Origin of the sequence: Mycobacterium sp. (genome assembly GCF_035506235.1) — a bacterium.
Lineage (GTDB): Bacteria > Actinomycetota > Actinomycetes > Mycobacteriales > Mycobacteriaceae > Mycobacterium.
The window spans coordinates 1-21,678 of sequence record NZ_DATJPU010000025.1 but is presented as its reverse complement, the minus strand read 5'-3'; the positions used below and the strand labels follow the sequence as shown (position 1 = coordinate 21,678).

Genomic DNA, 21,678 nt, shown 5'->3' with positions numbered 1-21,678 from the left:
AATAGACCACATTTGAGACACCGGACGGACGGCCCGGACTTGGCCCGTTCGCCGAGGTCGAGCTGTGTCGAAAGTTCGTCTCGGAATAACTTTCTCGTATCTGCGATTCCAGTACTTATGAGTCATGCTCCCGAAGTAAATGGACGCACGGTTGGTCAACGGATCGGCTATACCCGCGTATCGACCGTCGCCCAGACCCTTGACCAACAGAACGACGCACTCGCCAAGGCCGCCGTGACGAAGACATTCTCAGACACCATGTCCGGCGCTCGCGATGACCGCCCAGGCCTGGCGGCGCTGATGGAGTACATCCGGGAAGGCGACACCGTTGTGGTGTGGAAGCTCGACCGGCTGGGCCGCAACACGTTGCACACCTTGGAGACGGTGAAAACGCTTACAGACAGAGGCATCACTCTTGTGTCGGTCAGTGACGGCATCGACTCATCGACACCGGCAGGACGCATGATGCTCGGTGTGCTACTTCGGCTGCGGACCGACAACCCCCAGCGCGTCCCGGGCGCGCGCCAGTTCGGTGAGGGCGCTCGTGGTCGGGAACCGGCTGACCGCATCAACGACCACTGCACGCGCGGAGTTGCCGCATAGTTCGAAATCATCGAGGGCGGCGCGTAATTCGAACACAGTCGCGCCCTGGTAGCGGGCCAGGTCGAGTGCGGCGCCGATGTCGGTTCGGCGGGCGTCGAGGTCGGTGTGGGTGTGGGCGCGCAGCCGCAGCAGTTCGGCATCGTAGAAGTGCATCCCGGTGTCGCGGGCCAACTGCAGTGCGGTGTCCAGGCGGGCGCGGGCCTGGTCGGGTTGCCCGGCGGCGATCAACAGTCGCGCGAGCACACTGTCGAAGAAGGTGATGTAGGCGTTCAGCCCGGCCTTGCGCAAGACATCTACCAACGTGGTCATGGTCGCGATGTGATTGGCCAGCGCGGCCGGGTTGAGGTCCTCGGCGCCCAGCGCGGCCAGGGCGCTGACGGTGGCCTGCTGAGCACCGCCCCACAGCTGCCAGGCGTCGAAGCCGTGCCGCTCGGCCTGCTCGATGAGGTCGGCGGCCAGCACCGCGGCCCGGTCGGGCTGACCGGCTTCGATGCGCAGCCAAACCTCCACAAAACGCGCGAAGGCCGCGCTGAACGGCCCCTCGGGGAAACCGAGCCCTTCCACCCTCTGCGCCACCTGCGCCAGCTCGGCCTCGGCGCCGGTGAGATCGCCGTGCACGAAGCGCGCCAAGGCCAGGTGCAGGCGCGCGGTCACGATCGGGTCGTTGGGTTGAAACCACACCACGTCGAGCCGGTCCGCGGCGGCCAGGGCCGCCATGGTCTCCTCGAGGCGGGAACGGGCGGCATCGAAATCGCCGCGTTGCCACGCCACCACGCCGAATGAAGCGTCGATGACCGTACGCAACCACGGCGGTCCCTGTTCCAGGCCCGCCCGCAGCGCCTCGAGCACGTCGACCACCCGGTCCAGGTCGGCGCGGGTGAAGTAGTAGACCATCAGCGCAACCATCGTCGCGACCAGGTCCTTGTCACCGAGATCGGTGCCGCCCAGTTGCAGGCATCGCTCGAAGTCGCGCACGGCGGCGCGGGATTGATTGCCCTCCAAAGCCGCGGCAAGCAATCCCCGCTCCAGCCGCAACGCCATTTCGCGCCTGTCGCGGTCCGGGCCGGGTGCGGTCCGCTCCAGCCCCGCCAGGGCAAGGGTCAGGTAGGTGCGCGCCTCGGCCAGCGCGCCGCGCCGCCGGGCGGCAGCCGCTGAGGCTTGCTGATAGGCCCAGGCCGCCTCGTCGAACCGCTGCGCCTGCTCGTAGTGGTCGGCCACCCGCCGCCAGTCCGGATCGCCACCGCCCGCACCATGCATCAGGGCATCGGCCACCTTGGCGTGCAGCCCGCGGCGCACGCTCGGCGGCGCCAACTCGGCAGCCACCTCGCGCAGCAACTCGTGGCGAAACCGCCAGCCATCGGTTCCCAAGGGCTCCAGCACCAGCGCATCCTCGAGTTCGTCGATGACGTCATCGACCTCGTCCTCGCTGAGGTCGACCACCGCACACAACACGCCGCGATCAACGTCACGGCCGATGACTCCCGCCGCCTCCACCACCGGCACCACGTCCGCGCTCGCGCAGAGCCGGGCGAACAGCGGCTCGTAGAGCACATCCGGCACCCGGGTCTCCCCAGAGCCGTCGCCCGGTTTCTCCCGCACCTCCCTGACCAACTGCTCGATATACAACGGGATGCCGTCGCAGCGCGCGCGCACCGCCGCGCGATCCTCGGTCGACAGACTGGGATCCAAGGCGGTGATCAGGGTGTCGGCCTGCTCATCGGTTAACGGTTGAAGGTCAAACGCCTTGACCGCCCAGCAGGGCGGCAGCCAGCCTCCGCCTTGTCCGGTCATGATCACCAGCAGCCCGCCGCCGGCCACGCCCAGCAGGCGGCCCACAACGTCCACGGTGGACGGATCAAACCATTGCACATCCTTGGCCACCAGCAACCCCGCAGCACCGCCGAAACAGGCCAGCAGATACTCCTGCACCCCAGCCCCGATCAGCTCATAGAGCTTGCGGCCCTCGGCGGGCACCGGCTCATAGCCGACCTCGCCGCCGATGCCGAGCACCGGCGCCAACAACGGCACCACCCGCATCGGATCCAGCGACCGCGCCGCCACCTCGGCGTGCAGCAATCGCAGCCGCTCACCGGCATCGGTGACTCGGGTGATGCCGCAGCGGCGCTCGATGAGGGTGCGCAACGGATACAGGCCGGCGTCGGTGTGAAATGGTGACCCCACCAATTCCAGCACCACCGCGCCCGAGCCCTCGGCCAACTCCACAGCCGCCGCCGCCAACCGCGACCTGCCGATCCCGGGCTCACCACAAAACGCCACCCCCGGGATCCGCAGCGTGCCCGCTCGTGCGCGCGCCCAACTTTTCTGCAGCCGCGCCAGCTCACGGTCTCGACCCACCAGCGGGCCACGGCCCACCCCCACCCGAGCCGCATCGGCGCGCTCACCCAGCACCAGGTGACAGGCGATCGGCCCCTCCACACCCTTGACCGGTGCGGGCGGGCGGGCCTGCAGCTCGAAGCCGTCACGGACCAGCGGCGCGACGGCCTCGGAGACCACCAACGTGCCCGGCGGCGCCAGGCCTGACACCCGTTCGACCAGATTGGCCGCAAGTCCGTACACGTCATCCTGGGCGGTGTCCAGATACACCAACCCGCGGTGCACCCCGACCCGCACAGCGACGTCCACCCCGAATCGCCGCTTGGCCTGCTCGCCCAGCCGGGCCACCTCGCGGGTGATCTCCAACCCCGCCAACACCGCGCGGCGAACATCATCCTCATGCGCTTTGGGGTGACCGAACACCACCAGTAGCCCGTCACCCTTGACCGACCCGACATGCCCTTCGAAGCGGTCCACGACCCCCAGCACCACGTCGCGGTAACGGCCCACCAGTGTCCGGTAGGTCTCCGGCTCCACCCGGGTGGACAACCCCGTCGAATCGACCAGATCAGCGAACAGAATCGTCAACCGGCGGAACTCGCCGGCGGCTGGCGGGGATACCAACAGATCCTCGGCCTCGGCGTTACCTCGATCAACGGCCAACACCTGCCCCGCCAATCCAGAGGCCGCCGTCCGATCGCCGCAATTGATCGCCGCCACTGCCCGATCCAGCAACTCATCGATCGACGCGGCATGCTCCGCACCGGCAGCGCCGTCACGCGCGTAAGGCGGCCGATCCTCGCTCACCCCCAATATCGTGTCACCGGCCGCCAACCAATGCCAGATCGTGCTAAACACCCAGGCTTAGGCGCGTTCCCAAGCGATAAACGCTGCCGCGGGTTCACCGCCGCTGGCCGTCCGCTTCCTAAGAGGCACTGCGGCCGGACAATGCGCAAATTGGGGTACGACAGGTCGACGTCACCGACGCACCTGATGGCCCGTAATGGGCGAGCAGCGGCGCGAAACTCGCTGGGCCCGCAATCCCATTGTGGCTATCGGGTGGGTTGAGTGACGGCGGACAAACTACCTGGTCGGCTTAGTCCGATTCCGTAATCCGATAAACGGGAGCCACGTCTGGCGATCACGCACCGGAAGCAGCCTTTCAGCGGGTTAGCAAGAACCGTTGCCGCCCAAGGGAATAGGGCACGACCGAACGCGTCCCGATGGGACAAACCCAGTGCGTTAATCAGCGGGTCTGGGGTAGCCCCCGGACCCACGGCCTTCCGGTGCACGTCCAGGGCAAGGGTCGCGCCCGGCAGACCTGAGGGCGCATCGTTGGTCAGCGGTCCCTGACCCTGCGGACCGCCACGATCACGACGACCGAGGAGATCCCGACCAGCGAGGCGATCACCACGGGCTTCTTCACGAATTCGACCGCCCGGGCCTTGAGATCGTCGGCGAGTCGGCGAGGGTTGGCCCGCTCGGCGAGCGAATCGACGGTGGCCGCCAGCTGGTCGCGGGCCACATCGATGTCCCGCTTGATGGCCTCGGGGTCCCGGTCCGCCACGTGTCTGTCCTCCAAGTCCGCCTGTGCACCTGAGGCACTACCCTAGATCAGCCGGCGATAACCCATACGCTGCGGTGAACAGAAAGGACTCCCGTTGACCGAGACCACGCGGCTCGCCCCGGGCGACAAGGCGCCCTCCTTCAGCCTGCCCGACGCCGACGGCAACAAGGTGTCGCTGGCCGACTACAAGGGACGCCGCGTCATCGTGTACTTCTACCCGGCCGCCTCCACGCCCGGATGCACCAAAGAGGCCTGCGCCTTCCGCGACAACCTCCGCGACCTCAACGGCGCGGGCGTCGACGTGGTGGGCATCTCCCCCGACAAGCCGGAGAAGCTGGCCAAGTTCCGGGACGCCGAGAAGCTGACGTTTCCCCTGCTGTCGGATCCCGACCGCAAGGTGCTGACGGCCTGGGGCGCCTACGGCGAGAAGCAGATGTACGGCAAGACCGTCACCGGTGTGATCCGTTCGACGTTCCTGGTGGACGAGAAGGGCAAGATCGAGGTCGCGCAGTACAACGTCAAGGCCGCACACACAGCAACAAATATCCGCAAGCTGCTCGGTGCCTCGTAATCACATGCGCGGGTGTCTGTACGGCGGGAACCGTTGTGACGGACTGATTCTCGTCGATCACCTGCTCGGCCGTCGACGTTTACAACCGGACGCGCTGCGCCGGCTCCCCGATGTCATATCGGCGGCCTGCGACTCGGCTTCTGAGTGAGCGCCGACCAAGCCGACGAACCCAGGCCCTCCGATTTTCCAACCAGCCAACCCAAAAGCGTTCAGCTCGCTCATGCGGACCGGCTTCCACTGCAGGATCGGGGGCCGCTTTCCCACAGATAGTTTTCCCACAGCAGCGGAAAAGGACCATCGGCCCTACGGAACGCCGAGATCTCAGCGCATTCTTGATGTCCAGTCATTCGAGACTGATTTCTTTGCAGCATTCCTCGGGAGCGATCATGGCAAAAGGCACCGACAACAAGACGGCTGCCGAACGAGCGTCGGACCTGACAGAACGAGCGGCAAGCCTGTCCGACGAAGTGCTCAAGTCGGTCGAATCCGGACAACGGACCGCCATCGATGCCGTGCGCAAATTCGTTGGCGCTGTCGATGAGTCGTTGCCCGGGCACGGCGAAGACCATCCGTCGAGACGCAATACCATCGTCGACGCCGCCCTCGATATGGCGGACAAGCTCGTCAAGACGCAGTACGAGTTCATACGAAGCGTCGTCAGCACCGCAAGCGAGACGCTGAAAAAGCAGGGCGACGAGAAGCCTGGTGCTGAGTAAGTCGCGCTGCATGCCCCCCCAGGGTCCCTCGATGGTTTGACGTCGGGGGCTCTGCGGAGAGCTCCGGATCGGTTCAACGAAGTGGATACACGGTGCCCTTACAGGGCGGTAGCCAAGTGCACCGAAGCAGAAAGCCACGATGACTGAACAGTCCCCTGTCACCTCCGTCGGATCCCTCGATCTCAACCGCTACAGCGGCCTGTGGTACGAGGTCGGCAGGCTTCCGCTCATATGGGAGGACACCGACGCCTCGGACATCACCGCCGAATACACGCCCCAGCACGACGGAAGCGTGCGTGTCGACAACCGGTGCATCGACAAGGAGGGCGCGCCGTCGCAGTCGATCGGTCGCGCAACCCCAGTGAACGGCCAGGCGGGACGGTTGCGGGTGTCGTTCCTTCCGCAGTTCCTGCGATGGATCCCGTTGACGAAAGGTGACTACTGGATTCTGAAGATCGATGACGACTACTCTGTTGCCCTCGTCGGTACACCCGACCAGAAGTACCTGTGGCTTCTGGCCCGCGAACCTCGCGTCGACGACGCCACGAAAGCGGCCTACCTCGCCGAAGCGACCCGGCAGGGGTTTGACCTCAGAAAGTGGATCACACCGAGGCAGTCGGGTCGACGCGTCACCGACGATCTGCTCAACCGCTGACATTCCGTCGCCCAGTACAACGTCAGCGTCTTAAGCGAGCCCGAAGCTAACAACCGAGGCCGTGTCGAACCGCCCGGCCCCGACACAAGCTGAGATCGGTAGCCGCAAGCGAGCGCCAGAATTTCGCAAGTAGATCGTCGTATTATGCGGCGCAATCGGCGACGAAAGGATCTTCCCGTGAATACACCTCGCGTCTTAGGTCGGTTCATCGCGGGAGCGCTGCTTTCCGGCGGCGTCGCGGTGGCTGGTCTCGGCTTGGCCGCACCCGCCCAGGCCGGGCCGTCCTACTGGCATTACTGCCCCGGCCAGAAATGGCAGTACACGACTACAATGCCGCCGGGAACAGACCTCAGCGTATGCCACTGGTTCGCGGCTACCCCAATTCCCGGTACCACGCCGGTACGGTTCAACCTTGTCGAAATTGACGAAAGTCAGGTACCGCCGTCGGTGCTCACACCGGCACCCGGCTTTCCGTGGCCGTGACCGTCTGAACCCAGGCCGGCCAGCAGGAGCGCCTCGGCGACCGCCGCGCGTTCCAGCACGCCCAGGTGCAGGCTTTCGTTGATGCTGTGCGCCTGCGTCGCGGGGTCTTCGACGCCGGTGACGAGGATCTTCGCCTGCGGGAACGCAGCGGCGAACTCGGCGATGAAGGGGATGGAGCCGCCCATGCCCATGTCTATCGGCTCGACCCCCCAAGCTTGCCGAAAGGCCTGGCGGGCCGCGTCGTACACACTGCCGCTGGCGTCGATCGCGTAGGGCTCGCCGATGTCGCCGCGGGTGACGCTGACCTGCGCGCCCCATGGCGCATGCTGCTGCAGGTGCGCGGTCAACGCGTCCAGGTGTGCCGCCGCGTCGCCGCCGGGCGCGACGCGCATGCTGATCTTGGCCCGGGCGCGCGGGATCAGCGTGTTCGACGCTTTCCCGATAGGCGTGGCGTCGATACCGATCACGGTGATAGCGGGTTTGGCCCACAGCCGTTGCGGCACCGTGCCCGAGCCGATTTCGGACACTCCGTCCAGCAGCCCCGAGTCGGCACGCACCCGTTCGGGCGGGTAATCCACAGCCGCAGTAGTACTTTCGTGCAGGCCCTTTACCGCCACGTTGCCGTCGTCGTCGTGCAGGCTGGCCAGCAACCGCACCAGCACCGTCAGCGCGTCGGGAACCACGCCGCCCCACAGCCCGGAGTGCAGCCCGTGGTCGAGCGTGGCGACCTCGACGACGCAGTCAGCCAGGCCGCGCAGCGACACGGTCAGCGCCGGGACGTCGGTGCTCCAATTGTCGGAGTCTGCGATGACGATCACATCGGCGGCCAGCGCGTCGCGGTGCGCGGCGAGCAACCGGCCCAGCGACGGCGAGCCGGATTCCTCCTCGCCCTCGACGAAGACGGTTACGCCCACCGGCGGTTGGCCGTCGTGCGCCCGAAACGCCGCCAAATGCGTTGCGATACCGGCCTTGTCGTCTGCACTGCCGCGGCCGTAGAGCCGCCCGTCGCGTTCGGTGGGCTCGAACGGCGGCGACACCCACTGGCTGCGGTCGCCCTCCGGCTGCACGTCGTGATGCGCATACAGCAGCACGGTCGGCGCACCGGGCGGCGCCGGATGCCGCGCGATGACCGCCGGCGCGCCGCCCTCGCTGACGATGCGCACATCCCCAAAACCCGCCTGCGACAACAGATCCGACACGGTCCGGGCGCTGCGGTGCACCTCCTCGCGCCGGCCGGGGTCGGCCCACACCGATTCGATGCGCACCAGGTCCTCGAGATCGCGGCGCACCGACAGCAACACGTCGCGGACGCGCTCAGCTAGGTCAGTCATGACCCCGAGGCTAATCGTCCAGTGCCGAGCGTCACGCTGGCGTGACGTTCGACACCCATTGCCACGCTGGCGGGACGCTCGGCGGGACGGGTCTCAGGGAGTCTCCAAGATGGCCACCGCGGCCGCGGTGTCCCCTTCGTGCGTCAGCGACACATGGATCGTCACGTCGGCCAGATGCGTGGCGATGTCCCCGGTCAACCGCACCCGCGGTCGTCCCCACATGTCGGTGACCACCTCGATGTCGCGGTGGATGTCCTCCGGCAGCATGGGCCGCTGGGCAAACCGGGAGCCCGACCACGCCTTGATCACCGCCTCCTTGGCGGCCCACCGGGCGGCCAGGTGACGCGCGGCCGAGGAACTCTTGTCGGAGGCATCGCGGCGTTCACCCGGTGTGAACGTCTCGGAGAAGACGGTGCCCGGCTGGTCGACCTGCTCGGCGAAATCAGGAATGGAGACCAGATCGATCCCCACTCCGACAATGCCCATGGCTGGCCAGGTTATCGGACGACCGAGCCCGGCGACGATGCGGTCCGCGCTGGGGACCGAGGAGAAGCCGGGCAATAGGCCAAGTCATCCGACAAAAGCCTCGTCCTGGCCGAGCCGGGCGGCCGGATTCAGCAGCATCGCCGCCTCCTGGCGCTTCTCCGGCGCGTGATGGTCGAAGCGACGGTCCGGCGGCCGCTGGTACATCGGCGGACCGCCGGCGATGGCCGAGACCAGCCTGCGCTGACCGGCCAGCAGCCGGGCGTCCGCGCGCCGCTGGTAGTCCGCGCGCTGATCCGCATCCAGCGCGGCGATGAACGCCTGCGGGTGCACCAGCGCCACCAGGCCGGACACGTGGCCGAACCCGAGGCTCGTCAGCATCCCCGCCTTCAGCGGGAACCTCTCACCGAGCCGCAGCGTCTCGCGCACCCACACGAAGTGGGCGGAGCCGGCCAGTTCGTCGTCGACGCAGTCCAGGCTGCGGTTGGGCGGAATCACCCCGTCGCGCAGCATCTGGCACAAGCCCATCATCTGGAACACCGCCGCGCCGCCCTTGGCGTGGCCGGTGAGGCTCTTCTGCGACACCACGAACAGCGGCGCCCCCTCGGAACGGCCCAGCGAATCCGCCAGCCGCTCGTGCAGCTCGGTCTCGTTGGGATCGTTTGCCAGCGTCGACGTGTCGTGCTTGGAGATCACCGCGACGTCGTCGGCGCCGACGCCGAGCTTGGCCAGCGCCCGCGCCAGCGGCGACTCCTTGCCGCCGCGGCCCGCGCCCAGCGCCCCCAGGCCAGGGGCCGGGATCGAGGTGTGCACGCCATCACCGAAGGACTGCGCGAAGGCCACCACCGCAAGCACCGGCAGCCCCATCTTGAGCGCCAGGTCGCCGCGCGCCAGCAGGATGGTGCCGCCACCCTGCGCCTCGACGAAGCCGAGCCGGCGCCGGTCGTTGGGCCGGGAGAACTTGGAGTCGTGGATGCCCCGCCCGCGCATCATGCCGGTGTCGGCGGTGGCCGCCATGTCACCGAAGCCGATGATGCCCTCCAGCGTGAGGTCATCGATCCCACCGGCCACCACCATCTCGGCCTTGCCGAGCCGGATCTTGTCGACGCCCTCCTCGACCGACACCGCGGCGGTGGCGCACGCGGCAACGGGGTGAATCATGGCGCCGTAGCTGCCGATGTAGGACTGAACCACGTGCGCGGCAACGATATTGGGCAGGACCTCCTGGAAGATGTCGTTCGGCTTGTTGCGGCCCAACAGGTTTCCGTGGTACATCGTCTGCATCGACGTGCCGCCGCCCATGCCGGTGCCCATGGTGTTGGCCACCATGCTCGGGTGGACGTAGCGCATCACCTCCGCGGGGCTGAAGCCGGCCGAGAGGAACGCGTCTACGGTGGCGACGATGTTCCACACGGCAAGCCGGTCAATGGAACTCGCCATGTCGGGGCTGATGCCCCACACCGTCGGGTCGAACCCGGTCGGCACCTGGCCGCCGACGACCCGCGACAGCTTGGTCTTGCGCGGCACCCGGATCTCGGTGCCGGCCTTGCGGATCACCTGCCAGTCACTCGAGTCGGGCACCGGCCGGATGATCGTGTGCTCCGGATCGAACTCGGCGAAGGCGCGCGCGTCGGCCTCCGACGACACCACGAAGGCGAAGTCCTTCTCGAGGAAGACCGACACCAGCAGCGGGGACGCGTGATCGGGGTCGATCGCGCCGTCGTCGACGAACTCGCGGATGCCGCAGCGCTCCACCACGGTGTCGTGGTAGCGCTCGACCAGCTCCGACTCGTCGACCAGCTCGCCGGATTCCGTGTCGTACCAACCCGGTTGGGGGTCGTCCTCCCAGCGGATCAACCCGGTGGTCCACGCCAGCTCGAGCACACCGGCGGCCGACAGCTCGTTGTCGACCTCCATCTCGAACCGGGTGCGCGACGAGCCGTACGGGCCGAGCTCGGCGCCGCCGACGATCACCACCAGGTCGGCGGGGTCGACATCGAGGTCGTCCCACTCCGGCGGGGGCGCCGGACGGAATCCGCGCGGCGGCGACGGCAGCGCGGCAACGACGCCAGCGGTGCCTTTCGTCGGGCCATCGTCATCAGAGGCCGCCTCGGCCGACATCTCCTCGCGCGCCTTGGCGGCCAGCTCGGCCATGTCGAGGTCGGCGTCACCGAGCCCGCCGGTCAAGTCGGCCTTGATGGGCGCGCTCGCCGCGGCCACCTTGGATTCCACGTCGCACAGGGCGAGCAGCATGGCGGCCATCTCGTCGGTGGAGTAAGTCGTGACACCGGCCTCCTCGACGGCGTCGACGATGGCGTCGTTGTGGCCCATCAGCCCGGTGCCGCGGGTCCAGCCGATCAGCGCGTGCGCCAGGCTGACCCGCGCCGCCCACGACGACTCGGCGTGCCAGCGGCTCACCAGCGCGTCGAGTGCCGACTTGGCTTCCCCGTAGGCGCCGTCGCCGCCGAACATTCCGCGGTTCGGCGAGCCGGGCAGCACCACGTGCAGCCGCGACGCGATGTCTCGCTCGGCGCCTATCTTGGACAGCCCGCCGATCAGCCGCTGCACCGCCCACAGCAGCACCTTCATCTCCATCTCGGAGCGCGAACCGGCCTCCGACAGGTCCCCGACCACGCGCGGCGCCGCGAACGGGAACAGCAGCGTCGGCGTCTGGGCGTCCTTGATGTGAATCGACTGCGGCCCAAGGCTTTCGGATTGCTCGTTGCCGACCCACTCGACCAGCGCGTCGATGTCGGAGTAGGACGCCATGTTGGCGGCGACCACCCACAGGGCGGCACCGTAGCGGGCATGGTCGCGGTACAGCGCGCGGTAGAACGCCAGCCGCTCGCCGTCGAGCTTCGACGTCGTTGCGATGACGGTCGCGCCGCCGTCGAGCAGGCGCGCGACCACCGACGCGGCGATCGAGCCCTTCGAAGCCCCCGTCACCACGGCGGTTTCGCCGCTGTACGGCCCCGGGTTCGGGTTCTCGGCGCCTGCGGCGATCCGGCCGTACAGGGACGCGTGGATCTGACGGCCGGCGGCCAGCGACCTGCCCTGCCACCAGGTGGCCTGGGTGGCGACGACGTGTCCGGTGCCCTCGAAACGCTCGGAGAGCCGCAGCCAGTCGGCGTCGATGTCGCCCTCGTCGGTCAGCCACAGCTTGACCAGGTCCTCGCGGGCACTGGCCCAGCGGTCGTCGAACACGACGGCCTTCTTGGCGTCGAACACCGGCGCCACCAAACGCGGCCATTCCGAGCCCAATTCGGCGGTGACCAGGTCGATGAGCTCGGCATCGGTGGCCGCCGGTGACGCGCTGACCGGATCGTCGTGGCCCAGCTGCCCCAGCACCAGGCGCGCCGCCGAGGCCAGCACGCCGTCGCGACCAGTGATCTGATCGGTGAATTCGCTCAGCGCGGCCGCGTCGATGGTCGCACCACCGCCGGCGCCGCCGGCCGACGGCAGCGCCACCGAGACGCCGCGGCGCGCGGCGACCGAAGCGACCGCGGCGTCGACGACCTTGTCGACGGATGCGGCGTCGGCCAGCGCGCCGTCGTGCAGGTGGCCCATCGCGCCGCCACGAACGCTGGTGCCCTCGCGGGTGCCCAGCGCGACTTCGACCGTAACGTGCTTGGCCCAACCCTCACCGAGCTCCCAGGTTTTCTTGACCCGCTCGGCGATCGCGGCGGGGCGCTTACCCGAGGGGCCGAGAACGGTCCGCAGCTGATCGTTGATCGCGTCGGAAAGCACTGGGCCGTAAGGCTTGTACGTGCGCGCCAGCTTGGTGACCTGTGACCGCAGCCCGGCCAGGTCGGCCTCGGCGGCACCGTCGATTGCGCCCAGGTTCAGCTCCGAGCCGAGGTCCACCAGCAGCTGGTTGCGGCGCGAGGACGCACCGTCGGTGATGGATTCGATGGAGTCGAGTTCCTCGATCTGGTCGATCCGCATCTTGGCCGACAGCGCGATCAGCGCCAGGGTGGCGTCGGCGGCGTCGAACGCGATGTCGTCCGGCCGCGCAACCCCTGACGGAGCTGCGGCGGGCGCCGTTGCGGCTGGGGCTGTTTCGGGAGCATCGACAGCGGCGGGCTCCGCCGGCTCTTCCTCCAGCTCCGGCTCGGGGTCGGTGTCGGTGGCGAACAGGACGGCGGCGTCGCGCTCGGCGTTGAGCACTTCGACTGTGCTGTGGGCGTATTCGGGCAGCTTCAGGGTGTTGGTGGCCAGCCCCGCGACGGTCGGCGCCGACTTCACACCGATCTCGACGAACCGCTCCACGCCCAACCCGCCGGCGGCCTCTTCGATGAACAGCAGGTCCTGGGTTTCGATCCAGCGCACCGGGCTGGCGAACTGCCACGCCAGCAGCTCGATGAAGACGGTGCGCGCCATTTCACCGGGCCGCTCGCGGCGCCAGGTGTCGTAGTCGGCCAGGATCTCGTCCAGCGGCTCGGCCGGCACCAAATCCCGTATCTCCTGGATGAAGTCGCGGTCCAGCGTGAACGGCCGCGGCACCAGGTTCGGGATGTAGCGCCCGATGATGAGGTCGGGGTCCGCGTCGCGCGGCATGACCCGCTCCAGAGAACGGCGGAATTCGGCCACGCCGACCCGCAACACCCGCGAGTGGAACGGCACGTCGATGCCCGGCACCAGGATGAACGAGCGCCGCCCACCGCTGAGCTCGCGGCGGCGCTCGACCTCGGCCTCCAGGGCCTCCAAACCGCGCACCGTGCCGGCGATCGCATACTGCGAGCCGCGCAGGTTGAAGTTGACGATCTCCAGGAATTCCCCTGTGCTCTCGGCGATTCCGGCGACAAATGCGGAAACCTCGTCGTCGGGCAGGTCGATCTGCGAGGGCCGGATCGCCGCCAACCGGTAGTTGGAACGGCCCAGCTCGTCGCGCGGCACGATGTCGTGCATCTTCGAGCCGCGGTGAAACACCATCTCCAGCAAGGCTTCCAGCTCGTAGATGCCCGTCACGCAGGCCAGCGCGGTGTATTCGCCGACGGAGTGGCCGCAGGCGATGGCACCCTCGACGAAGGCACCCTGCTCGCGCATCTCGGCGACCTGCGCGGCGGCCACGGTGGCCATCGCGACCTGGGTGAACTGCGTCAGGTAGAGCACGCCCTCGGGGTGGTTGTAGTGCACACCGCTGGCGATGATGCTGGTCGGGTTGTCGCGCACCACGTGCAGCACCGAGAAGCCCAGCGTTTGCCGGGTGAACTTGTCGGCGGCGTCCCACACCTTGCGGGCCGCCCTGGACCGGGCCCGGACCTCCATGCCCATGCCCTTGTGCTGGATGCCCTGGCCGGGGAAGGCGTACACCGTCTTCGGCGCGGCAAGCCGCGCGGTCGCCGACATGACCAGATCCGAGCCGACGCGCGCGGCCACCTCCAAAACCTCTGCGCCCTGGTCGATCCCGACGCGGTCCACGCGGACATCGACCTCGTCGCCGGGGCGCACCATGCCCAGGAATCGCGCGGTCCAGCCGATCAGCCGCGCGGGCGGGCGGGCCTGACCGTCGGTGGCGGTCGCCGCATGCTGCGCCGCGGCCGACAGCCACATGCCATGCACGATCGGCGATTCCAGGCCCGCCAGCAGCGCGGCCGCCCGATCGGTGTGGATGGGATTGTGATCACCGGAGACGACCGCGAACGGGCGCATGTCGACCGGCGCGGCCAGCGTGACGTCGCGCCGGCGGCGCCGCGGGGTGTCGGTCGCGTTCTCGGACACCGCGCCGCCGGCCCGGACGGGATCGGTCAGCTCGGCGGTGCCGGTACGCCCAAGGATCGCGAAACGCTCACCGAGCGTGGCTACGACTTCAGCCACGGAGCCCTCGTGCGAGGTGATCGTCACCGACACCGGAACCACGCGGCCCATGTCGGTGTCGACGGCCCGCGAAGCCGTTGCGGTGACGGTCAATTGGGCCGGCACCGTCGGCAGCTTGCCGACCACGTGGGCGGCGTGGTCCAGGTGCACCAAGCTCAGCAGGCCCTCCACCACGGGGACGCCGGCGTCGGTGACGGCCGATCCGATCGACGCGAAAACGGCGGGCCAGCACAGACCGACCAGTGCGTCGGGCACGGTGGTGAGGCTGGGCGCCAGCGGCTCTCCGAAGGTGGCCGTGACGCCGGTGTGGTCCGCGACCCGCTCGGGGTCCCAGTCCACCGTCACCGTGGCCGTCCCGTCGGTGACCGCGGGCAGGAACTCCGGCCCGTCGACTCCGGTGGCGATCGCGAGGACCGCGCGCATGGCAGTGGTGGCGTCCTCGGTGGAGACCACCGGGGTGCCGCCATATGCGGTGTTGGCGGGCAGTGAGAAGGGGATGTCGATCCAGCTGCCCGACAGCGGCACGCTCAAGACGACGGTCTCGCCGTCGACCACGAGCCGCGCCCCGGTGGAAGAGTGTGTGGCGCGGCGGCTTTCGGGCCCGTCGTGCACCAGCCAGTCGCCGGGGTCGGCGATGCGATGCACCGGGTTGGTCGTGGTGCGCCCAGCCCACTGCACATCCGGCGCGTCGAGCACGACGGCCAGCGGTCCGGTCACGTCCGCGCGGCCCAGCCGCCGCGACGTGACGGCCCGGGGCCGGCCGTTGGACGACAGCACCTCGTCGATGGCCGCCTGCTCGAAGCGGTCCAGCAGCTCGCCGACGGGCTCGTCCATCCGGGTGATGCCGGCCACGGCCGCCGTGCCCGGGATGATGCAGACCTGGTCGGCGTCGTAGCGGGCGTCGTGGGCCTGCCATAGCGAGTCGCTGCGCCACCAACGCCGCACATCCTTGTCGATGACCGGCACGAAGTTGACCGGCTTGCCCAGCGTCTTGCACAGGGTGACGAAGAACGGAACATCGGCCGGGTGCAGCTGCACCGACTCGGCGTCGGGGTAATTCTCCAGCAGCAGGGCGATCGCGGCCTCGGGGTTCTCCAGCAGGGCAACGCCGGTGGAACCGGAAAATGAGGTTTCGATGGGCCCGAAATCCTTTGCGTGCAAGCGCGCTTCGGCCCGCTGCAGCATCTGCTGGAATCGGTCGCGCCACGTGTCGGCAAGCCAGGGGCTGCCCGGCGCGGCGGTGTCGGCGGTCGAATTGCCCTCGCCGATGGTCAGTTCCACGTAGCGCCGCAACCACTGCAGGTAGCTCATGTCCGCGACGTCGCCGAAGTACGGCTTGGCGGTGTTGGCCATCGCCGCGATGATTTCGTCGCGCCGCTCGGCGACCGCCTCGGCGTCACCGGCGACCTCGTCGAGCAGCCGGCCGCACCGGGAGGCGCTGTTGTCGATCTCGTGGATGTCCGCCCCGAGCTGGCTACGGCTGGAAGCCATGCCGCCCTGGGCCTTTCCGGCGCTGATCCACTGATCGGTGCCGTTGGTTTCGACCAGCATCCGCTTGACCGACGGCGAGGTGGTGGATTCCAGCGTGGCCATCGCCGCGGTGCCGACCAGGATGCCGTCGATCGGCATCAGCGGGAAGCCGTATGACTCGGCCCAGCGCCCCGACAGGTACTCGGCCGCCCGCTCCGGGGTGCCGATGCCGCCGCCGACGCAGACGGTGATGTTGGGACGCGAGCGCAGTTCGGAATAGGTCGCCAGCAGCAGGTCGTCGAGGTCTTCCCAGGAGTGGTGGCCGCCGGCGCGCCCGCCCTCGATGTGCATGATCACCGGCTTGGTCGGCACCTCGGTCGCGATGCGGATGACTGAGCGGATCTGCTCGACCGTGCCGGGCTTGAACACCACGTGGCTGATGCCGACGTCGTTGAGTTCGCCGATCAGCTCGACGGCTTCCTCGAGGTCCGGGATGCCGGCGCTGATCACCAGCCCGTCGATCGCCGCGCCGGACTGGCGCGCCTTCTGCACCAGCCGCTTGCCGCCCACCTGCAGCTTCCACAGGTACGGGTCGAGGAATAGCGCGTTGAACTGATAGGTGCGCCCCGGCTCGAGCAGGCCGGACAGCTCCTCGATGCGGTCGGCGAAGATTTCTTCGGTGACCTGGCCGCCGCCGGCCAGCTCGGCCCAGTGTCCGGCATTGGCCGCGGCGGCGACGATCTTGGCGTCGACGGTGGTCGGGGTCATGCCCGCGAGCAGGATCGGCGACCGACCGGTCAGCCGGGTGAACTTCGTCGAGAGCTTGACCCGGCCGTCGGGGAGCGAAACCACGGTCGGGGCGTACGTCGACCAGGGCCGGCCGACCTCGGGCACGGCCCCGACGGTGAAGAGGTTGCGCTGCCCGCCGCGGGTTGCCGCGGGCACGATGCCGATGCCGAGGCCGCGGATCACCGGCGCGGTCAGCCGGGTCAGGATGTCGCCGGGGCCCAGGTCGAGGATCCACCGCGCGCCGGCCTGGTGAACGCGCGTGATCTCGTCCACCCAGTCGACACCGGCCACCAGGATGGCCTCGGTCAGCTTGCGGGCCAGCGCGACGTCGAGGCCGACCTTCTCGGCCCACCCCCCGACGATGTCGATGCCGTCGGCCAGCCGAGGCGTGTGAAAGCCCACCTCCACCCGCACCGGGTCGAAGACCGGCGCGAACACGTCGCCGCCGCGGATCTTGTTCTTGCGGTCGGCCTCCTCCTTCTCGGAGATCTGCCGGCAATACAGCTCGAAGCGCGAGAGCTGCTCGGGGGTACCGGTGATGACCACCGACCGCCGGCCGTTGCGGATGGACAGCACCGGGGGCAGCACGGTGCGCACGTCCTGCGCGAACTCGTCGAGCAGCCGGCGAATCCGTTCCGGGTCGGCGTTCGTCACCGACACCATGGGCGGGCGGTCGCCCAGCACGGAGATCCCGCGCCGGCGGGCCACCAGCGTCCCGGCCGCGCCGATGAGCTGCGCTAGGGCCAACAGTTCGACGTCGCGTGCCCCCGCGGCCCGGAACGCCTCGACGGCCAGCACACCCTGCGAGTGCCCGACGACGGCCACCGGCGGCGTCGCCGTCCAGTCCATGCCCTGCCGGGACAGGGCGCGCGCGGCGGCGATCTGCGTGAGCAGCACGCCGGGTATCGACACCGCGGCCGACGTCAGGTGCTTGTCCGACGGGACCGGATCCTCGGCCGCCAGCGCGCGCACCCAGTTCAGCGGTTCGAAACCGATCGGACGCACCACGACCAGCTCTTTGGCCACCGGCTCGAGCAGCAGCTCCACCTCACCGGCCAAGGTCGCCAGGTCGGATTCGATCCCGGCCGACGACACCAGCTCCTCGAGGGTCTCCAGCCAGGCGCTGCCCTGGCCGCCGAACGCGATGGCGTAGGACTCGCCGGCCGTCAGGCGGTCGACCAGAGCATCGGTGTTCTGCGGGCCAGCCCCGTCGCGGTCGGCGGACACCCGGTCGTGCTCGTGGATCGTCACCTTCTGTATCTCCCCTGCATGCGTCTTTACATCTCGGTCGTTCGGCCGTCCCCGACGGATGGGCCTGCTTCTATAACGCGATTCCCCGTCGAATCACAGCCGGAGGACGGCTGGCCGGTGTGCTGTCGGCGGCCGCCCCTAGTGGAGCGGGCGGGCGGCGGACAGCATCGGCTGTACTAAGAGTGTCATAAGGGTCAGTGCCCTTTTTGCATGTCGATTGGTTACTGGTGAGTTCTACGCACGGGTAACCGTGTCCTGGGTAACACCCCGTTGAACCGGCCGTGCGGGCGCCGCGAACAAACCTGCTGGATGCAGGTGGTTACGGTCGAGTAGCTATAACTGCGCTGTTCAAGGCACGATTGTTATGTAATCGTTATGTTAAAAAAATCGGGTCGCTCAACCGCCGCCAGCGTCGCGTCAGTCGCGGGACCCGGGTCCGCAGCGCGCGAAAATGGGCGAACGAGTGTTTGCTGGGACTCGGTCGGTTGCGGCCCCTAGGCCCACTGTCCGAATTGCGGCTTGACGATTTCGTTGATGTCCACCCCGACCCCGCCGACGCTGCGCTTGTCGATCTCGACCTGGTGCAGGCTCGCGGCGGGATGGGTGAAACCCTTCGGCGAGCCCCAGTTGTGCTGCCAGAAGTACGAACCCAGGCCGTCGTGCAGCGCCCAGTCGATGGTTTTCGAGTTGGCGTACACGCCGGTCCGCTGGTGCCCGATCACCGACTCCCACGATCGCAGATAGGGCACGATCTGCTGTTTGTACTGGTCGTACGACGGGTCGTCATCGATCGACGCGTAGATCGGGGCGTTCGCCGGGCCGCCGGCGGCGGCGTGCAACTGCATCCCCCGCTGCGCGTGTTGCAGCCCCGCGCCGGCTCCCCCCAGCCAGTCGGCCGTGCTGCCTTTGCCGTACTGGTAGCAGGAAACGATCTTCAGCCCGTTGCTGCTCAGGTCGCGGGCTTCGCCGACCTGAATCGGCTTGCCGAGCATCCAGTCGCCGCCGGGCCGTCGGTCGGACACGTACCGGATCGATCCGACGGCCCCGGCGGCCCTGATCTGGCTGGCCGGGATGACACCGGCCGCGTAGTCCAGCAAGGTGCCGAGCGACGCCTGAGAAGCGTGGGCCGGCGCGGCGCGCAGTGACCCAGCCGCGACGCCAAGCCCTAGCAGGGCGGGCGTCGCGGCCGCGAATTTGAGCACGTCACGGCGCGAGAACGGCACATGCCACAGGGTACGACACACGTATCAAATAACACATGCGCCACAGCGGTCACAAGCATCACATTGCCGCATCGGTGGGCAGCACGATGACGCTGACGGCCTGCAGACCGCGTCGGGCGGTTTGCCGGGAGACCTCGTCGAGGAAACGGGCGGCCGCCGGGCTGATCGATCCGGCCCAGGCCCGAAATCCCTGGACGATCACCGGGTCGTGCGTCAACAACGGTTGCACGCCGCGCAGCACGCATACCACGCCGTCGGGCAACGGGTCGGCCACCTGCTGGTCGATCCAGCTCTGCGCGAGTTCCATTGCGGCCACTTCGCTTTCGTCCAACGCAACTACGTCGTCGGCGAGTTTGCGCAGTCGATCGAAGAGAACTTCACGCCCCGGCGTCTCGGCCAGTCGCTCCAACAGCGTGCTCGCCGCCGGCGGCAGGGCCATCTGCCCGAACAAGGCAGGAACTGGCAGCTCCCACTCATCGAACAGGTGCGCGTACATCGCGGTGACGGGCGCGGAAAGCGGGGCGGTGAGCCTGCCGATGACGCCGATGCTGTCCCGATGCCTCGTCGCCAGCCTGCGCAGGAGGTGTTCGTCGACGTCGGCGATGCCGGTATCGGTGGCTGCCCGGGATGTGGCGCGATATTCGTCCAGGGCCGCGATCAGCCGGGTCAGCCGGTCGCGCTCGCGCACCAGCAGGGCGCGGTGCTCGTCCAGCAGCTCGGCCAGGGTGGTCGTGCCGCCGTCGAGCAACCGCTGAATGTCGTTGATGCCGACGCCGAGGCTTCGCATCAGGTCGATGCGCAATAGTTCGAGCACCTGTTCGACGTCGAAGACGCGGTAGCCATTGCTCAGGTACTCGGCGCGGAGCAATCCGATTTTCTCGTAGTGGCGGATGCGGCCCGAGGCGATGCCGGTCAGGGCCGTGACGTCGCCGATGAGCAACTGCTCAGCCACGGCTTGACCTTACAACCGTCGCAAGGTCTGTACTGAGAAAATGGATCGCGACCAGCTCATCGACCTGACGCGGCGCGCCCTGAAGCTGGCCCGCGACAAGACGACCGATCTCGCGCCGGGCGTGCACGTGGTCGACGCGGCCGACTACACCTCGATCGAGCGCCACAATCGGGACCGCGCGCTGTTGATGGCCAGTCCCCAACTGGTCGGCTATGTTTCGGAGCTGCCGAATCCGGGAGCCTACTGCACCAAAACGGTGATGGGCCGATCGATCCTGCTGACCCGCACGTCCGCGGGCTCGGTCAAGGCGTTCGAGAACGTGTGCCTGCATCGCCAGTCGCAGGTGGTCACGGGTTGTGGCAGCGCGAAGCGATTCGTCTGTCCTTACCACGCGTGGACGTACGACAACGCGGGGCGCTTGGTGGCACTTCCGGGACATGAGGGGTTCCCGGAGGCGGCGATCGCAAGCGCGGCGAAGCCGGGCGCGGCGGGTCGCCGCCAGACTGGTGAGGCGGCCGTCAAATCGGACGGTCTGACCGAGCTGCCCGCCGCCGAGTACGCGGGATTCCTCTGGGTCGCATTGGATCCCGGCGCGCACCTGGACGTCGCCGCGCACCTGGGACCACTGGCCGACGAGCTGGACGCGTGGGGCATCGGACGGTGGTCTCCGCTGGGTGAGAAGGTGCTCGACTGCCCGATCAACTGGAAACTGGCGGTCGACACGTTCTCGGAGAACTACCATTTCGCCACCGTGCACCGGCAGACCTTCGCCACCATCGCCCGCAGCAACTGCACGGTGTTCGACTCGTACGGCCCGCATCACCGGTTGATCTTCCCGCTCAACACGATCCTCGAACTCGACACCGTTCCCGAGGAGCGCTGGGACCCGTTGCACAACATGGTCGTGATCTACGCGCTGTTCCCCAACATCGTGTTGTCGGTGACCATCGCCAACGGCGAACTGTTCCGGATCTACCCCGGCGACCGGCCGGGCAGGTCAGTCACGGTGCACCAGAACTCGACACCGCTGGACCTCTCCGACGAATCGGTGGCCGCCGGCGCCCAGGCCGTTTTCGACTACGCGCACGCCACGGTGCGCGACGAGGACTACCGGCTGGTCGAGGGCCTGCAAGCCAACCTCGAATCGCGTGCCCGCGGTCACCTGCTGTTCGGGCGCAACGAACCGGGATTGCAGCATCGCCACCTCAGCTGGGCCCAGGCGCTGACAGCACCGCGATAAGGTCTTCGAGAAGCGTTGCCAGCGCGGCATTTTCGACAGGCTGGACACCCGCCAACAGCTCGACCGCCTCGCCGCGACGGCCCGCTGCCACCAACTCCGCAACCGTTTCCACCTTCACCCGGAGGTCTGGGGCGGGTGGCTCGACGTTCGCGACGGTGGTGGTCAGCACCTCGACCAGTTCCCAATCCCGGTA

Annotated in this window: 11 protein-coding genes and 2 pseudogenes; 5 read left to right on the top strand and 8 right to left on the bottom strand. The window is 68.3% G+C overall.

Annotated elements, in window-relative coordinates:
* Positions 1-117: 117 nt before the first annotated feature.
* Positions 118-468 (top strand): annotated as a pseudogene (locus tag VMD50_RS03180) (recombinase family protein); the annotation flags it as partial.
* Positions 469-477: 9 nt separating this feature from the next.
* On the opposite strand, the gene VMD50_RS03175 reads toward VMD50_RS03180, so the two are convergent.
* The gene (locus VMD50_RS03175; RefSeq protein ID WP_325424774.1) at positions 478-3,744 is read right to left on the bottom strand and encodes an adenylate/guanylate cyclase domain-containing protein; all 3,267 of its coding nucleotides are present in this window, start codon (positions 3,742-3,744) and stop codon (positions 478-480) included.
* 532 nt (positions 3,745-4,276) lie between these two features.
* Entirely contained in the window at positions 4,277-4,504 is a 228-nt protein-coding gene (locus tag VMD50_RS03170) for a DUF3618 domain-containing protein (RefSeq protein ID WP_325424772.1), read from the bottom strand.
* A gap of 94 nt (positions 4,505-4,598) precedes the next feature.
* Between VMD50_RS03170 and bcp the strand changes: the two genes are divergently transcribed.
* From bcp to VMD50_RS03155, 3 genes are all read left to right on the top strand, one after another.
* A complete protein-coding gene (gene bcp, locus VMD50_RS03165; RefSeq protein ID WP_325424770.1) occupies positions 4,599-5,075 on the top strand; it encodes a thioredoxin-dependent thiol peroxidase in 477 nt (158 codons plus the stop codon).
* Between the two features lie 386 nt (positions 5,076-5,461).
* Positions 5,462-5,791 carry a hypothetical protein gene (locus VMD50_RS03160; protein WP_325424768.1) on the top strand — a complete coding sequence of 110 codons (330 nt, stop codon included), beginning with the start codon at positions 5,462-5,464 and terminating at the stop codon, positions 5,789-5,791.
* A 139-nt stretch (positions 5,792-5,930) separates the two neighbouring features.
* Positions 5,931-6,446, top strand: a complete 516-nt coding sequence (locus VMD50_RS03155; protein WP_325424766.1) for a lipocalin family protein — start codon at positions 5,931-5,933, stop codon at positions 6,444-6,446.
* 431 nt (positions 6,447-6,877) lie between these two features.
* Here VMD50_RS03155 and VMD50_RS03150 read toward each other — a convergent pair whose 3' ends face one another.
* From VMD50_RS03150 to VMD50_RS03130, 5 genes are all read right to left on the bottom strand, one after another.
* The gene (locus VMD50_RS03150) at positions 6,878-8,260 is read right to left on the bottom strand and encodes a dipeptidase (RefSeq protein ID WP_325424764.1); all 1,383 of its coding nucleotides are present in this window, start codon (positions 8,258-8,260) and stop codon (positions 6,878-6,880) included.
* Positions 8,261-8,353: 93 nt separating this feature from the next.
* A complete protein-coding gene (gene acpS / locus VMD50_RS03145) occupies positions 8,354-8,746 on the bottom strand; it encodes a holo-ACP synthase AcpS (protein ID WP_325424762.1) in 393 nt (130 codons plus the stop codon).
* Positions 8,747-8,830: 84 nt separating this feature from the next.
* Positions 8,831-18,070, bottom strand: a complete 9,240-nt coding sequence (locus VMD50_RS03140; protein WP_325424760.1) for a polyketide synthase — start codon at positions 18,068-18,070, stop codon at positions 8,831-8,833.
* 494 nt (positions 18,071-18,564) lie between these two features.
* Positions 18,565-19,293 (bottom strand): DUF1906 domain-containing protein, encoded by a 729-nt coding sequence (locus tag VMD50_RS03135; protein WP_325424758.1) that lies wholly within the window; start codon positions 19,291-19,293, stop codon positions 18,565-18,567.
* A 58-nt stretch (positions 19,294-19,351) separates the two neighbouring features.
* Positions 19,352-20,245, bottom strand: coding sequence for a MerR family transcriptional regulator (locus VMD50_RS03130; RefSeq protein ID WP_325424756.1), 894 nt, complete (start codon positions 20,243-20,245; stop codon positions 19,352-19,354).
* A 40-nt stretch (positions 20,246-20,285) separates the two neighbouring features.
* Between VMD50_RS03130 and VMD50_RS03125 the strand changes: the two genes are divergently transcribed.
* Positions 20,286-21,485: an aromatic ring-hydroxylating oxygenase subunit alpha gene (locus VMD50_RS03125; RefSeq protein ID WP_325424754.1), complete on the top strand. Its 1,200-nt coding sequence runs from the start codon at positions 20,286-20,288 to the stop codon at positions 21,483-21,485.
* On the opposite strand, the pseudogene VMD50_RS03120 reads toward VMD50_RS03125, so the two are convergent.
* Positions 21,451-21,678 (bottom strand): annotated as a pseudogene (locus VMD50_RS03120) (secreted hydrolase); the annotation flags it as partial. The gene VMD50_RS03125 and the pseudogene VMD50_RS03120 overlap by 35 nt on opposite strands.